At 53.7% G+C, this 14,141-nt stretch carries 14 protein-coding genes; 3 read left to right on the top strand and 11 right to left on the bottom strand.

Annotation, left to right across the window (positions count from 1 at the left end; all coding sequences use genetic code 11):
• Nucleotides 1-91 precede the first annotated feature (91 nt).
• Nucleotides 92-2,077 (top strand): DNA mismatch repair endonuclease MutL, encoded by a 1,986-nt coding sequence (gene mutL / locus CSC3H3_RS15890; RefSeq protein WP_101285472.1) that lies wholly within the window; start codon nucleotides 92-94, stop codon nucleotides 2,075-2,077.
• A gap of 125 nt (nucleotides 2,078-2,202) precedes the next feature.
• Here the strand turns inward: mutL and CSC3H3_RS15885 are convergent, their stop codons facing one another.
• The 4 genes from CSC3H3_RS15885 to CSC3H3_RS15870 all read right to left on the bottom strand — a co-directional run bounded on the left by CSC3H3_RS15885 (nucleotide 2,203) and on the right by CSC3H3_RS15870 (nucleotide 7,030).
• Nucleotides 2,203-3,729 (bottom strand): pentapeptide repeat-containing protein, encoded by a 1,527-nt coding sequence (locus CSC3H3_RS15885; protein ID WP_157831928.1) that lies wholly within the window; start codon nucleotides 3,727-3,729, stop codon nucleotides 2,203-2,205.
• 432 nt (nucleotides 3,730-4,161) lie between these two features.
• Nucleotides 4,162-5,100 (bottom strand): OmpA family protein, encoded by a 939-nt coding sequence (locus CSC3H3_RS15880; RefSeq protein ID WP_101285470.1) that lies wholly within the window; start codon nucleotides 5,098-5,100, stop codon nucleotides 4,162-4,164.
• A 57-nt stretch (nucleotides 5,101-5,157) separates the two neighbouring features.
• Nucleotides 5,158-5,931: a motility protein A gene (locus CSC3H3_RS15875; RefSeq protein ID WP_101271666.1), complete on the bottom strand. Its 774-nt coding sequence runs from the start codon at nucleotides 5,929-5,931 to the stop codon at nucleotides 5,158-5,160.
• Nucleotides 5,932-6,163: 232 nt separating this feature from the next.
• Nucleotides 6,164-7,030, bottom strand: a complete 867-nt coding sequence (locus CSC3H3_RS15870) for a GNAT family N-acetyltransferase (protein WP_101285469.1) — start codon at nucleotides 7,028-7,030, stop codon at nucleotides 6,164-6,166.
• Nucleotides 7,031-7,194: 164 nt separating this feature from the next.
• Between CSC3H3_RS15870 and CSC3H3_RS15865 the strand changes: the two genes are divergently transcribed.
• Together CSC3H3_RS15865 and mntR are read left to right on the top strand one after the other, a co-directional pair.
• On the top strand, nucleotides 7,195-8,355 hold the full coding sequence (locus CSC3H3_RS15865; protein ID WP_172963437.1) for a siderophore-interacting protein: 1,161 nt from the start codon (nucleotides 7,195-7,197) through the stop codon (nucleotides 8,353-8,355).
• Between the two features lie 131 nt (nucleotides 8,356-8,486).
• The gene (gene mntR, locus CSC3H3_RS15860) at nucleotides 8,487-8,930 is read left to right on the top strand and encodes a manganese-binding transcriptional regulator MntR (RefSeq protein WP_101285467.1); all 444 of its coding nucleotides are present in this window, start codon (nucleotides 8,487-8,489) and stop codon (nucleotides 8,928-8,930) included.
• A 95-nt stretch (nucleotides 8,931-9,025) separates the two neighbouring features.
• On the opposite strand, the gene CSC3H3_RS15855 is transcribed toward mntR, so the two are convergent.
• From CSC3H3_RS15855 to CSC3H3_RS15825, 7 genes are all read right to left on the bottom strand, one after another.
• Nucleotides 9,026-9,865, bottom strand: coding sequence for a phytanoyl-CoA dioxygenase family protein (locus CSC3H3_RS15855; RefSeq protein ID WP_157831927.1), 840 nt, complete (start codon nucleotides 9,863-9,865; stop codon nucleotides 9,026-9,028).
• 62 nt (nucleotides 9,866-9,927) lie between these two features.
• Nucleotides 9,928-10,491, bottom strand: a complete 564-nt coding sequence (locus tag CSC3H3_RS15850) for a hypothetical protein (protein WP_101285465.1) — start codon at nucleotides 10,489-10,491, stop codon at nucleotides 9,928-9,930.
• Nucleotide 10,492: 1 nt separating this feature from the next.
• A complete protein-coding gene (locus CSC3H3_RS15845; protein WP_101285464.1) occupies nucleotides 10,493-11,053 on the bottom strand; it encodes a GNAT family N-acetyltransferase in 561 nt (186 codons plus the stop codon).
• Nucleotides 11,054-11,106: 53 nt separating this feature from the next.
• Nucleotides 11,107-11,460, bottom strand: coding sequence for a DUF6916 family protein (locus tag CSC3H3_RS15840; RefSeq protein ID WP_101271655.1), 354 nt, complete (start codon nucleotides 11,458-11,460; stop codon nucleotides 11,107-11,109).
• A 177-nt stretch (nucleotides 11,461-11,637) separates the two neighbouring features.
• Complete coding sequence (locus tag CSC3H3_RS15835; protein ID WP_101271654.1) at nucleotides 11,638-12,264, bottom strand: phage tail protein; 627 nt, start codon at nucleotides 12,262-12,264, stop codon at nucleotides 11,638-11,640.
• 143 nt (nucleotides 12,265-12,407) lie between these two features.
• A complete protein-coding gene (locus CSC3H3_RS15830) occupies nucleotides 12,408-13,040 on the bottom strand; it encodes a phage tail protein (protein ID WP_101271652.1) in 633 nt (210 codons plus the stop codon).
• 174 nt (nucleotides 13,041-13,214) lie between these two features.
• On the bottom strand, nucleotides 13,215-13,826 hold the full coding sequence (locus CSC3H3_RS15825; protein ID WP_101271650.1) for a phage tail protein: 612 nt from the start codon (nucleotides 13,824-13,826) through the stop codon (nucleotides 13,215-13,217).
• Nucleotides 13,827-14,141: the final 315 nt, after the last annotated feature.

The raw sequence follows: 14,141 nt of genomic DNA, 5'->3' as shown, positions 1-14,141 counted from the left end.
GCAGGGGCAGCGAAAGGGATTTCGCTGCCCCTGTTGCTTTTGGGCCCCGCGCCCTTCTATATAGGGTGAAGAACAACACAGGCTTTTGTTTATGTCGCTGCGCATTCTGCCCCAGAACCTGATAAACCAGATCGCCGCGGGTGAGGTGGTTGAACGCCCCGCTGCTGCGTTGAAAGAACTGGTGGAAAATGCCCTGGATGCCGGGGCAAAGAAGGTGGATGTCACCTTGCGCGAAGGCGGGCGGACCCTGCTTTCTGTCACCGATGACGGCAGGGGCATGTCACCCGAAGAACTGGTGCTGGCCGTTGAGCGCCATGCGACATCAAAATTGCCTGATGACGATCTTTTCAATATCGCCTTCATGGGGTTTCGCGGCGAGGCCTTGCCCTCGATCGGCTCTGTGTCGCGGATGCGTTTGACCAGCCGCACAAAGGGTGCTGAAAACGCCTGGAGCCTCGGCATCGAAGGCGGCATGAAAGGCGAGCCGGAACCCGCCGCCCACCCGTTTGGTACGCGGGTTGAAGTACGTGATCTGTTTTATGCGACGCCTGCGCGCCTGAAATTTCTCAAAACCGCCCGGACCGAACAGATGTATGCCCGCGAGATCATGGAGCGCCTGGCAATGGCGCGGCCGGATGTCAGCTTTAGCTTAAGCGGGGACAACAACAAATCGATCCTGAATTACCCGGCCTGTGCGGGGGATTTGTTTGATGCCCGCCTGAAGCGGCTGGGTGCGGTAATGGGCCGTGAATTCCAGGATAACGCCCTGCAGATCGAGGCGGAACGCGAAGGCATCCGCCTGACCGGCTATGCCGGGGTGCCAACCCTGAACCGGGGTAATGCGCAAATGCAGTTCCTGTTTGTCAATGGCCGCCCGGTCAAGGACCGGCTGTTGCAGGGGGCTGTGCGTGGGGCCTATCAGGATTTTCTGGCGCGCGATCGCCACCCGTTACTTGCCCTGTTTCTCGACCTTGAGCCACGCGATGTGGACGTGAACGTGCACCCTGGCAAAACCGAAGTCCGTTTTCGCGACCCGGGGCTGGTGCGTGGCCTGATTGTCGGGGCGTTGAAACATGCCTTGGCCGGCGCCGGGCACCGGGCATCTACCACGGTGGCCGATATGGCGCTGGGCGCTGCCCGCCGCGAGGGGGAGTTGCCCGGCGGGGCTGCGGGTTATAACGCGGCGCGACCGGGGATCAGCGGGTATGGCGGCTATGGCAGTGCGGCTTCCTATCCCGGCCATCAGGCGATTGAACGCAATTATGCTGCCCAGGCCCCGTTTGATAATGGCGCAGGCCCGGCCATTGGCGGGTTGTTTGACCGCCCACGTGATTTTGGCGGCCATCCGGCAGGGGCATCCAGTGCGGGGGATGCCGGTGGCTATGGTGGCGGCAATGGCGGTTTTGCCGGGGCGGCGGCGGCGGCCTTGGCCGGGGGCTATGCCAGTGCATCGCCTTCGGCACGTATTGATGTTACCGACGAAACCCGTTTTGTCGATCATCCGCTGGGTGCAGCGCGCGGGCAGGTCCATGCCAATTACATTATCGCGCAAACGCGCGACGGGCTGGTGATTGTGGACCAGCATGCCGCGCATGAACGCATTGTTTATGAACGCATGAAGGCCGACCTGGCCGAAACCGGCGTCAAGCGGCAGGGGTTGTTGCTGCCCGAAGTTGTCGAACTTGATGAATCCGGCGCTGACCGTGTTGCCGAACGGGCCGAAGAATTTGCCGAACTGGGGCTGGTGATCGAACCCTTTGGCCCCGGTGCGCTGGTGGTCCGCGAAGTGCCTGCCATGCTGGGCAAGGTGGATGTGGCTTCGCTGGTGCGCGATTTGGCCGATGAGCTGGCGGAACTGGGGCAGGGCATGGCGTTAAAGGACCGGTTGATGCATGTCTGTGCCACCATGGCCTGTCATGGTTCTGTCCGATCAGGGCGCAAGCTTAATGCCGATGAAATGAATGCCCTTCTGCGCCAGATGGAAGCCACCCCGCATTCCGGCCAGTGCAACCATGGTCGCCCGACCTATGTTGAACTGAAATTAAACGACATCGAAAAAATGTTCGGACGGCGCTGATCGCAACAGTCCTGTTTTTATTTGGCTGAATATGCGGCAAAACGCTGCGGATTAATCGACCTTATTTGCCGATCGCACGCCACTGCCAGCGTGATGGAGGAAACGGGCTGGGCGCATTTTTTGCCCTAAACCGTTTTCAGTCGCATGTCGCGCGGCAGGCGGGTATTGGCATTGATGCGCGCGCGCTGGATTTGTTCGGAAAACAGGCCCTTGGCCGATGACAGGTCGGCATCGCGGAAATCGGTACGGACGAGGTTGCAGCCGCTGAAATCGCAATTGATCAGTTTGGCCCCGCGCAGGCTGGCATTGGCAAGGTCGGCACCCAGAAATACGGTACCGGCAAGGCTGGCATCCTTGAAATTCGCACCGCTGAGGCGGCTGGCGGCCAGAATGGCATTTTTCAGGTTGGCCCCGGTGAAATTCGCCATGGTCAAATCACAGCGCCGCAAAACTGCCCCTTCGCAATTGGCATTCTGCAGCGATGCCTGTGGCAATACACATCGTGTCAGGTCAATGCCTTCAAGGTCTTCATCGCGCAGATCGGCATTTTCAAACGATACCATCTGCCCTTCCTTGCCGCCGGTATCGACCCAGGTTTTATGGGTCAGCAGGGCGGTTTTGATATCAACCTCGATCAGGTTTTCATCATTATTGGCAAGGACGTCTTCATCTTCATCCTCGGTTTCCGATGATGGCGCAGCGTTGCTGGCAACAGCTGCGGGTTTTGCCGTTTCGGGTGTCGGTTTTTTGGTTTCTGCCGTGCCCAGGGTCGCAACCGATTTGGCCGCTTCCTGGTTGGATCGCAACAAATCACCTGCTTCAAGCATGGCTGCAGCGGCCTGTTTGCTTGGCGGTGCGACAAGGTCTTCGTCTGACAGGGCCATGGCGGTAGCTTTTTTGTCGCCCTTGGCAGGCGGGCGCGGCAGGGTAATGCCGCTAGCCGTGGCGCGGCTACGTGCTGCTGGCGGGCGGGAAACCGATGTTGTCTTGCCCCCGGGGCGCAGGATGACTCCGGCATTGGACTGGCGTGACCGTCGGTTTACCTGCAGGCCGTCGCTGCTGCCGTCATTGTTGGCATTGGCGCTTTCATCTGCTGGCGTGCTGGCATTGTCGTTGGCGGTATCGGCACCTGCGTTGGGTGCTGCGTTTTCTTCGGCGTTTGCTTCTTCGCTGTTGCTGGCATTTGCCGGTTCAGGTTGTGCATTATTGGTTTTTTTGCGGGCAGGGCCAAAATAATCCCCCTCCAGCACAAAGCGGCGCGGGGTTTTGACAACCGTATTGATAATGCGGTGCAGCCGGTCCGGGTTAACGGGCTGGCGAAATACGCCTTCGATGCCCACGGCAACGGCATGGCGCATGGCTTCGCGCGTCAGGGTTTTGGCGCCCAGCAATACGGGCACCTGGTTGAAATACGGGTCCTCCTGCCCGCCAGAAAGGGCGCGCAGATAGCCGATTGTTTTGATGCCTTGATATCCTTCAAGCTGCAGGCTGACCATCACCAGCCGGGGGCGGTAGCGATGCGCCATGGCCAGCGTTTCTTCCTGGGTTTCACAGGTATAAAACGCGCCAATATTGAGCGGCTGCAACGCTTCACGCACCAGGCTGGCGGCCTTGGGGCTGTAATCAGCATATAAAACGGACAAATCAGACATCGAAGACATTTCGGGGCAGCGTATCCAGAATGAAACCTATACTAATGCATATGGGGTATATGCCTGTTTTGTGCAGAGGCAAGTGCAATCTATTTTTTTCGGAACAAATTTTTGGTGTTTTCTGGCCGCGATTAACCCGTAAACGGACATGTTTCCCAGGGAAACTGCAGGGCAGGTGGTGCGGATTGTTCTTTTTAAAGTTGTTCTAAAATAAATAGGCCCGCAACTGTACAAATGGCTGATCTGAAAAATAAACCCGGTCGTGGTTGGTGGTGGTTTGCCGCACAGGCCGGTTTTGCCGCAGCAGAAAAATCGCCTGTTATGGATATAGTGCGGTGATGTCGGGTGTGATCAGGCCGGGTGAACGCGGGCGGTACGCTTTATGTGTTGGGCCAATGTCCGTGGATCATTGGCGCGGATCACCCGCGCGGCTTAGGGGCGGGACTGCCGGATAAAACCGGTGCCAACCCGGCCGCTATCTTCTTGCGGTGTGGCTGTGCTTCCCTGCTGGCCCGGAGTGCTGCCGTTGCCAGACGGGCCTGCTGGTGCAGATGAACCTGATCCTGATCCGCCATTGCCCGGTTTTGCGCCGCCTTGCTGATCTTCTAGGATAATGGTCAATTCCACCCGGCGGTTTTTGGCGCGGCCTTCGGGGGTGCCGTTATCGGCAATCGGGCGGCTGTCGCCAAATCCCTGTAGGATCAGGCGGTTGGGGTCCATATGGTTCTCATTGATCATCCAGTGCAAAACCGATGTTGCACGCGAAGCCGACAAATCCCAGTTGGACTGAAACCGTGACGACGGCGAAAGCGGAATATTGTCGGTATGCCCGGCAACAATCACGGTGCCGTCGGTTTGGTTGATTACGGGCAGGACGCGGTCAAGGATGGCGCCAAATTCCTCGTTGATCTGCGAGGAACCTGATGGAAAGGCAATATCATCGGGGAAGCGTACAACGACTTCGTCGCCTTTGCGTTCAATGCCGATTTCTTCGGTCAGGCCCATGCGCTGCAACACGGTTTCAATCGTGTTTTCAAGCTTTTCAGCCCGTTCCTGCCCGGTATCGTTTTTTTCGATATCGACCTGGGGTGTCTGGACCGGGGGCAGTTCGGTAATGACACGCGGTGTATCGGGCGACGGGTTTTTAATCGCCTTGCCCAGAAGCGACCCATCCATTTCAATCACCCCGGCGAGCTGGTCATCCTTGGCAAAACCAAAGGCCGCTTTCACCGAACCGGCAATGGCCTTGTATTTCACCACATCCATTTCAGCAAAGGTCAGCAGCAACACAAACAGCACCAGCAACAGCGACATCAAGTCGGCAAATGTTGCCATCCATGCGGGCGCGCCTGCTGCTGGTTTTTTGGCCATGGGGTGAATTTATCCGGGGTTGAGAGGTGACAATTCTGGCGTGAATGGCTTAACGGGTCAAGCGTCCCCGCCATCGCCGGTATCCGCGGGGATACCGCCAGGAAGATAGGGACCAAGGATTTCCTTCATCACCATCGGGCTTTGGCTGGCCTGGATCTGCACAACCGATTCCACGATCAGCTCCTTGGTATTGCGCAGCTGTTCAACCTTCAGCGCCAGCTTGTCGGCAATAGGCAATGCAATCAGGTTGGCAAGAACCGCGCCATAAAAGGTTGTCAGCATGGCAATTGCCATGGCCGGGCCAATTGCTGCCGGGTCAGACAGGTTGGCAAGCATCTGCACCAGACCCACAAGGGTGCCGATCATGCCAAAGGCCGGTGCGGTATCGCCGATACCGCGAAACATCACTTCGCCAAGTTCGTCGCGCTGGATCGATTTGGCAACCTCCGCCGAGACCGAGCTGCGGACAACATCACCATTGTGACCATCCACACACATGCGGATGCCGCGCTTCATGACCTCGTTTTCAATTTCGACACTTTCCAGCCCCAGAAGGCCGTTTTTACGTACCAATGCCGAAAGCTCCATTGCCTTGTCGTAAATGGATTGCGGGTCTTCCTTGGGGTTTTTGAAAGCGATGCCAATGCCGGTTTTCATCGATTTCATGACATCGCGCATCGGAAATTTGATCAGCGTGGCCGCTGCCGTGCCGCCAAAAACCACCATGATGGATGGCACGTCGATAAAGGCGCTCAGGCTGCCGCCCATAAAAATGGCGCCAACGATAACGCCCATACCGGCAATAATTCCAATGAGTGTTGCGATATCCATCGTGTATGACTGCTATCTTCTGTGGTTTTTGCCAGATTAAATGGTTTGGGCCAGACGCCAATATAGAACTAATTGGTGACTAACTATCCGATTTCCATAGGGAAACCGATTTTATTCCCCGACTGCATTGTGGAGGGACGATATCTGCTTTTGCATCCCCATATGGGGACGGGGAAACCGGAACAGTGCATATTGGAAATTGCGGCATCTTTCATTTTATCGCAAGGGAAGACTAGCCAAGTTCAAAACTGGTAATGCCAAAGGTACGCGTCAGGTCAAGTTTCGGATCGGTTCCGCGATACATTCGCGCTGTTTCAAAAACCGGGCGCATACCATGGCGGGCGGCAAGGTCGGCCGCGGCCTGGTTGGGTTCGGGAATATCCAGATAAACCGGGCTTTCTAGGCTGTTTTTCCGGCGCGAAAGCAGGGCCTTGAACAGGCATTCGGCATCGGTTTCATTTTCGGCAAAAAGCGGGCCGATCTTGTATCCTTCCTGACAGGGGCGAATGACCCCGTATCCGCGAATGCCCATGGGGCCATACAGGGCCAGGGCGGTGTGTTTTTCGCTGCCGATCCAGCCTTTCAGGAATGACAGACGCGATTCGCCAAAAAGATGCAGGCTTTGTTCAAAGGCATCGGCAATGGCGATATCATCAATTTTCAGATCATAAAGGTCGGCAGGCGCTGTGAAATCGGCCGGATTGGCAAGCACGCCCGCCATGCGAATATTGCGGTGCGCAAGCACAAAGCCCGATTTGGCATAGTTTTCCTGCTGGGCCACCACGCCATCAAGGCCAATGGTCTGGGCGACGGCATCATTTAACACGCTGTTCCACAGTCGCAGGCCCAACCCCTGACCGCGACGGTCCGGGCGGCACATGTAAAAACCGATAAAGGCGTAATCGGCGCTATAGGTAACCAGCGAAATGGTGGCAGCCAGGCCTTTTTTGTCAAACAGGCCCCAATAGCCTTCCGGGTCGGTTTCAAAAAAGATCGATGCATCATCCTGCCCCGGATTCCAGCCCTCCTCTGCGGCCCATTGCAGCATGGTGGTCAGGTCATGTGCGCGCAGGCGCCGGATTTTTTCGGGATTGGTCATCGTTCTTCCATAAAATATCGCATGTGCCTTGATGGTTTACCGCATTTCGCCGGGCAGAAAAAAAGAATATCGGCCTCCGCCTCAATAAAAATTTGAGAATGATTTTCATTTGTAATATTAAAAGCCATTCCCTGATCCCCGTTTCACAAATTGCGGAAATTATCATGACGTCAGCCGTTCTTCGTGCGCATACCCGCGTTACCGTGCCCGACCCGCAGGAAGCGCTGAATGTTCTGTCGAAATTCTATGTCGATAATGATTGCGCCGTGACCTTTGAAGGCAGCGATCATGTGATATCGGTGGGGTTGGGCACCATGCGGGTTGGCCAGCAGGAAAATGGCTTGACCATTGAAATTACTGCCGCCAATGATACCGCGATCAGCCAGCTTAAAACCGGTGTCATTACCATGGTGGATCAGCTCGTACCTGGTGCGGACCTTGATTGTCGCTGGCAGGGTGCAGGGCAGGGCGATGCCAAATCCGGCAAGCTGCCCAATTTTCGCGAATTGCGTGTCGCCTCGGTCTGCGACCTTGGCCCGGATATGCGCCGTTTGCGCCTGACGGGGGATGATCTTGCGCCCTATCTGGGTGGGGCCATTCATGTGCGCCTACTTGTCCCACCTCATGGCGATGACGCGCCCGAATGGCCGACCATGGGCGAAAATGGCCTGCCGGTTTGGCCGCAGGGCGACAAAAAGGTGGAACCGCGTGTGTACACCATTCGCCAGATCAACGCTGATGAAGGCTGGATGGATATTGATTTTGTCGTGCATGGCGATAATGGCCCGGGATCGCGATTTGCCAATCATGCCGCACCAGGCCAGCTTTTGGGCGTTACCGGCCCTATTGGCAATGATCTGACGAATGCGGACTGGTATCTGTTCGCCGCCGATGAAACCGGCATGCCGGCAATTTGTCGTTACCTTGAAGAACTGCCGGCAGAGAAAACCGGACAGGTGATTTTCGAGGTTTCAGGCCCACAAGCAAAAATCGATATTCCCCATCATGCAGGATTTGATATCGGCTGGGTCTTTCGTGATGGTAGCGCGCCCGAAGGTACGGTTATGCAATCGGCGCAACTTGTCGCAGCCAGCAGCGAGATGCCAAACGCGAAAGACGATGCGAAAACCGACGAGGACGGCATTTCGCCCTTTGCAAATATGGTTTGTGACGTGTGCCTGCCTGATGACGGGCGCAGCATCTTTTGCTGGACGGCAACGGAGGCCGCCACTTATCGCCACTTGCACAAGCATTTCCGCAAAAGTGGTAAACTGGGGCGGGATGAATGCCTGGTTATGACTTTCTGGCGGGCCGTAAAGCATTAAGCTGCCGGCTGAAGGCTGGTGGTTTGGGGATGGCCGGTTTTGCAATTAGGATGAAAAGTTAGCCTGTGCTAAATTGATTTTTAAGATCAAAATTGGTATGACAAATCATTACGCACAAGCAGGAGACGGGAATGGCCGGCGGGGCGGCGCTTCCACCCAAGGAAAATCACGCAGAAACCTTTGCGCGGCTTCGCGATGCCCATGCACGCGAAGTAACCGAGGATTATGTGGAAATGATCGCCGATCTGATTGTCGAGGAAGGTGAAGCCCGCGCGGTTTCGCTGGCGGCACGCTTTGGCGTAACCCCGGCGACGGTGAATAATACGATCAAAAGGCTGGAACGTGACGGCTTTGTGTCCAGCCGTCCTTACCGCTCTATTTTCCTGACCGAAGCCGGACAGGAACTGGCCGATAAATGCCGAGAACGTCATAAGATCGTCTATGATTTCCTGATCGCGCTGGGCCTTGATGCCCAGATCGCCGAGTTCGACGCCGAAGGCATCGAACATCATGTCAGCGCCGAAACCCTGGACGTTTTTCGCGCCTTCACCGAAGCCCGAAAAGCACGCGGCTGACATCGCGCGCCGCGAGCGCGTAATTCAATTTTGTATCAATGGTTATTCACAAATGTATCGGGTCCGTGGCAGGCTTATATGCGGGATCGGTTAGTTTAAGGATGCAGGTAATTTGCCGTTTCAAAACGGATATCGCCTGCATCAAGATGCAATTCTTTGCCCTGCTTTATGATTTCAGTGCCCTCAGAATTTCCGGTTTTACGGACCAGTTCATAAAAACATGCTGCTTGTCGCATCAAGCCCTGTTGTGATTTTATCCAGGCATCGGACATCGTTGAATTTTGCAATGCCCGTTCGGGTGACCGGAATTCGACATAAAGGGTGCGTCGCTGCTGTGTTTCCTTCATATCGTCCGAGCAATGAACCAGCATGACGTCATGGGCGATAACATCGCCCGCTACGACCGGAATGGATTGCGATTGGTTGGCACCGTCGTTCTGGCGGACGATTTCTTCGATATTGGCCTTGGAATACTGCGTATCAGGAAGGATACGCAGTGCGCCATTTTGCGACCATGCGTCATCCAGATAAAGTCCAATGGTGTAAATTGGCCCTGCGCGGTCGTGCACCATATCCTGATGCCAGATGACAGTGCTGCTTTCTCCCATATGGCGAAATTGCGCTGAGACATAAACCGGGACGGCATCGGCGCCACATAATTTTTGGCCAATCGCCTGAATGGTTGGATGACCCAGAAAATACAGAGCAAGCTCATGGTCCTGGCTTAAAAGCTGGTTGATGCGGAAAATTTTGATTGCACTTTGATCACCATCATTCACGGTTTGGAAGATGGCGCGTTCTGCTGATGGATCGCGTCGTTCACGCATCAGTAAAAGCTGATTGGTCTGATGTTCCAATCTTTCGCGCAAAAAAGCCAGGTCACATATGTCCACCACTGTTGGGATATGCTGATAGCCTGTTGTTAGTGTTGGCATGTGATTCATCGGATGCTTCACTCTGACTGAGGGAACCTACAGGCTATTTATATAAAAGAGGCTTACTGTGCCCTTTGCGTGGGCAGAGATGTTTCTTCAGACAGGTCCGGTATTGTACGTAGCCATTGCAGCATGTTTGGAAAAGCTGCTGCCTCATCTATGGGCGTGTCTGGTTGCTGTAAGCGTGGGATGTGGGGAGAAGTCATTTCAAACACGGCAAGAAGGGGAACACCAATGGTTCCACCGTTTTGGAAATGTTTACTCAGCCAGGGACCGTTGCCTTTATACCCAAATTCGTGAAAAACGATGTCGGGGGACAGGCCTATCGCGCAGGCCGCGGCATAGGACCAGGCGAGAGCCGCCATTTCCTCACCGCCATCATCGCCAACATTGCCATTTGCCTGCATTCGGGTTTGGGGCGGCATGACGGCAAGATGTCCTGCTTCATGCAGAATATCGCCAGGAAAAAGCAGTTCGTCACGGTTAATGATCAAGCCACCCTCTTGAACAAAAATGCCGGGCAGAAAGCCAGGATCAGGTAATTTTTCAAAAGTTACCGGAATGCCTATATCTTTTAGGAAATCAATAATCAGATCGGTGGTTTTTTCTGCCCGTTCATTTGTCATGTCATACGTTTCCAGATGCCGCTTTGCGGGGCTTGATGGCCCCGATCCCGTTCATTTCATCGCTGGTTGGAAACCAGACCATGCGGGCGATAACGTCGTCGGAAATGCTGGTATCTTCTTGAAAGCCTGCTTTGATCAAATGGGTGACAAAGATGCTGTTATCACGTCGCGCTGGCACGACCAGCGGACGGCGCGTTTGCGCGGCAGCATTCATCACCCATTGAATGATGGCAGAACCATATCCCCGGTTTTGTGCTTTTTTGATGAAGGACAGGTCAATCAGGCGTAGTTCGATCGGCCCGACATCAAGAGTGACGCGGCCAATCCGGGAACCGTTTTTTTCGAGGATCAGATAAATGGCATTCGGAAATGTGCTGCCGTAACCATTGATCTGCGCATCAAGCTGCATATCGACCGTCATGTCGATAAAGTCCTGTGTCGCATCAATGGCTTGAAGGTCGGTGCGATTGTCGCGAAATAGTTTGGCTAGAAAATTTTTGTCGCCGTTGCGAACAGGACGGGCCGTGATGCCGTGTGGTAGTGCGACAGTACCTGTGATCATAGTTTCCCCCAGTGAACCTGATTTAAATGAACGGATATGGCTTGCGAAACAGCTTAGCCAAAGATGATTTGGAAATAGGCGCCCGCAGGATGGCTTGCAGGGCGCAAAACACGCTGAACAGACACAAGATCAATTGCGCCCTGTTCAAGCCCATGTACTGAAGCAGTGAAATCTTTTGCTTCCAGGATGGGATTGTTCTGGTCTGCTGAGGTATGGAACAGAAGGGAAAAAGGTGTCCTGTTGCTGTCCGGGCCAGCACCTTCCGGGTTTTCCCTGCAATTAACCAGTGTGACCGGAAGGCGGGTATTTCCGACATTAAAGATGAAGGTGCTTTCCAGGTGCGGAGTGAAAATATCGCTTGTTAATTTCGCCAGGGAGAGCAGATCGGACGTGTTTGCCTCTGTCATGTTGCAGCCTTTTTGTTAGTGGGGTGATCGGTTATATCGATTTCGGGTCGTCAGACTTCAGGGCCGTCTGAACGTGTTTTGGATCGATTGATTTCCGGAAGTGGATAGCAAGGCGGGGGCGGTTTCCATCCCCTGTGCAACGCACATTCTCACTTCCACTTCCGGGCAAAAGCATTGTTAGTTTCGGCTGGGGTATAACCCGTCAACGCAAATGCAGTAATTGATTGCAAGGCTGGGTTGGTAAAACTCGAACGCTTCTCCTGTTCCTGCGGTGGCAATTGCGAAATAATCATTGGAGAATGGGGTAATCGTTCCCCCGGACAATACCCCGCCCAGCGTGGCTTTGTCGGTTACATCTGCTTCTGGAACGTAAAGGTTATCGGTCAGGGCCAAGGCCGATGCCGGCGCAGCCAGGTAGTCACCATCATCGGGTGTTTTTTTGGTCCCTTTTTGTGCGGCGGCTGTAAATGTTACTCCGACGTTGCCGCCTGTACCCGAATATGTGTGTGAGTGGGTGTGGGTAGGCATTGTATCCCAATTGAGATGGTATGAAGGTAATCCAAATTGTTCCCCCATTTCTGTCAAGCGGGGGGTTGATGTGGTATTAAATCCGACTGGGGTTCGGCTTCTGAGGTCTGGTAGTTTGAACGTAACACGTGCATCTCCACCGAAATTGACACCGATCAGCGAAAAAAGTCCAGTGAACTGGGCGATTTGAAGTGTTCCGCCAGCGCAATACGCCCAATTTTCCGGGGCAAACTGAAAACCAAGGGCCCAGATAACGCCCATATATGTGTCATACATGTCTTTTCTCTACATTTGATTGCGTAGTTTTCGATGTTTGCAAGGCTGGGCCAGCGTGCTCTGCTAAGGGATAATGGAAAGTTTTCAATGTCCCGATATTTGCTGGCTGTGATTGCCGTGCAGACATGGTTTTCGGCTTTGCACTAGTTGCGGCTAGGGTAAATGCCGGTCATGCAGATGCAGTAATTAATGGCGAGGCTGGGTTGATAAGAGCTAAAGCTCGCGCTGTTGCCGGTGTCGTTGATAGTAAATAATGAATTGTCAAAGCCACTTACTGAGGAGGCAACAGTTACCCCGCCCAGCGTTGCGGTGGCTGTTACGTCGGCTTGTGGGACATAAAGGTTGTCTGTTAGTGCCAGTGCAGATGCAGGCGCGGCCAGATAGTCACCGTCATCGGGCGTTTTTTTGGTGCCTTTTTGTGCTGCAGCCTCAAAAATTACCCCAAATTGGCCGCTTCCGCCTCCACCTGCATAGCTATGCGTATGGGTGTGCGGTGGCAGATGTGCCGCTGACAAAGAAATCAGCGGAGCACCTGTTGTGCCTCCGATGGTAAAGGTTGGAAGGCCAGGGCCCGTGAACTGGCCAATGGCTGCACGACTGCGCAAATCCGGCAAGCCGAAGCTGGAGCGTCCGTCGCCGCCGTAATAGGCCCCGATCAGTGAAAAAAGCGCAGTATTTTGGGTTACGGCCAGGATCGTACCATTACAATATCCCCAATTGTGTGGAGCAAATGAAAATCCTAGTGCCCAGATAACGCCGATATAGCCATCACTCATTGTTTTTTCCCATGCGTCTGACGGTTTTGTCGTGCAACCTCAAGAACGAGCTGTGGTTGCAGTTTTAAGTTCAAACTACTGACGCCCTGGGCGGGCCAATGTGACACATGTTTTTTGTGATTTTGTTTGCCTTCGCCAACTGTCGTCAGCGAAGGCAACTACGCAATCTAACCGTCAGTTTCGTGATGGATAGATGCCGTAAAGGCAAATCGAATAATTGATTGCGATAATGGGCGAGACGATGCTGAAGTCGATGTTGCCGCCCGAATTGCCAATGATAAACTGACTGTTGTCAAATCCGGATCCCGTTACACCTGCGATAGCTGCCATCTGAGTAGATGACACTTCTGCTGCTGGAACAAACAATGATCCGACTGCTCCGACATTGTTTGCGGGTACGCCAATAAAATCGCCATCACTGGGGATCTGGGCAGTGCCAGATTGTTTTGAAACATAGAGAGCCCCCTCGGTGTGAGCGCCGTTATACGTATGCGGATGGGTATGTGATGGCATGTGGGCCGAGGTCAGTGTAGTAGAAGCCGTACCTGTTTTTTCGCCTATCTCATAACGGGGTACACCAGCGCCATTGCCGAACCCTAAAGGGTTGCGCCCTTGTAAATCCGGCAACGCGAAAGAGGTTCTTCCGTCACCGCCATAAATGGTTTTTATCAAGTCGAAAAGTGCGGTGTTTTGAGAAATTGCAATCAATTGACCCCGGCATAAGGCCCAGTTGCGTGGTGCAAAATCGAAACCTAACGCCTGGATAACCCCAATGTAACCTTCCATGATGTCCCCTTGTGATGTGATGGTTGATTCTATCTATGGTTTCGGGAGGGGATATCAGCATCGGGATTTTTCAAGGTCAATTTAAGATTGTTGTGTTGTGAGTGAAAGTCGCAATAAACCAATATTTTCATTCGGAAAATTTTTTGGAGTGATAGGTTTTTTCAGAGTTATTATTAAAATAATGAAAAAATAGCATTGTGCGAGTCGTCAGGTATTTGTGAAGAGTGGATTTTTAATTTTATCATTTTTAATCAATTACTTGAGTTGATTTTGCATGAATTTTCAACTGTTAGATAAGATAAAATTAATTTTATT

It is taken from the genome of Thalassospira marina (assembly GCF_002844375.1).
In the GTDB taxonomy this organism is placed as follows: Bacteria; Pseudomonadota; Alphaproteobacteria; order Rhodospirillales; family Thalassospiraceae; genus Thalassospira; species Thalassospira marina.
Note: the sequence above shows the minus strand (reverse complement) of the source record. Positions and strands in the feature narration are given on the sequence as shown.

Coding starts and splice junctions, on each gene's coding strand:
- CSC3H3_RS15885 (WP_157831928.1), bottom strand. CDS start 3,729: ATGTCTGATTTGTCCGTTTTATATGCTGATTACAGCCCCAAGGCCGCC.
- CSC3H3_RS15850 (WP_101285465.1), bottom strand. CDS start 10,491: ATGACAAATGAACGGGCAGAAAAAACCACCGATCTGATTATTGATTTC.
- CSC3H3_RS15855 (WP_157831927.1), bottom strand. CDS start 9,865: ATGCCAACACTAACAACAGGCTATCAGCATATCCCAACAGTGGTGGAC.
- CSC3H3_RS15825 (WP_101271650.1), bottom strand. CDS start 13,826: ATGGAAGGTTACATTGGGGTTATCCAGGCGTTAGGTTTCGATTTTGCA.
- CSC3H3_RS15835 (WP_101271654.1), bottom strand. CDS start 12,264: ATGTATGACACATATATGGGCGTTATCTGGGCCCTTGGTTTTCAGTTT.
- mutL (WP_101285472.1), top strand. CDS start 92: ATGTCGCTGCGCATTCTGCCCCAGAACCTGATAAACCAGATCGCCGCG.
- CSC3H3_RS15865 (WP_172963437.1), top strand. CDS start 7,195: ATGACGTCAGCCGTTCTTCGTGCGCATACCCGCGTTACCGTGCCCGAC.
- CSC3H3_RS15845 (WP_101285464.1), bottom strand. CDS start 11,053: ATGATCACAGGTACTGTCGCACTACCACACGGCATCACGGCCCGTCCT.
- mntR (WP_101285467.1), top strand. CDS start 8,487: ATGGCCGGCGGGGCGGCGCTTCCACCCAAGGAAAATCACGCAGAAACC.
- CSC3H3_RS15880 (WP_101285470.1), bottom strand. CDS start 5,100: ATGGCCAAAAAACCAGCAGCAGGCGCGCCCGCATGGATGGCAACATTT.
- CSC3H3_RS15840 (WP_101271655.1), bottom strand. CDS start 11,460: ATGACAGAGGCAAACACGTCCGATCTGCTCTCCCTGGCGAAATTAACA.
- CSC3H3_RS15830 (WP_101271652.1), bottom strand. CDS start 13,040: ATGAGTGATGGCTATATCGGCGTTATCTGGGCACTAGGATTTTCATTT.
- CSC3H3_RS15870 (WP_101285469.1), bottom strand. CDS start 7,030: ATGACCAATCCCGAAAAAATCCGGCGCCTGCGCGCACATGACCTGACC.
- CSC3H3_RS15875 (WP_101271666.1), bottom strand. CDS start 5,931: ATGGATATCGCAACACTCATTGGAATTATTGCCGGTATGGGCGTTATC.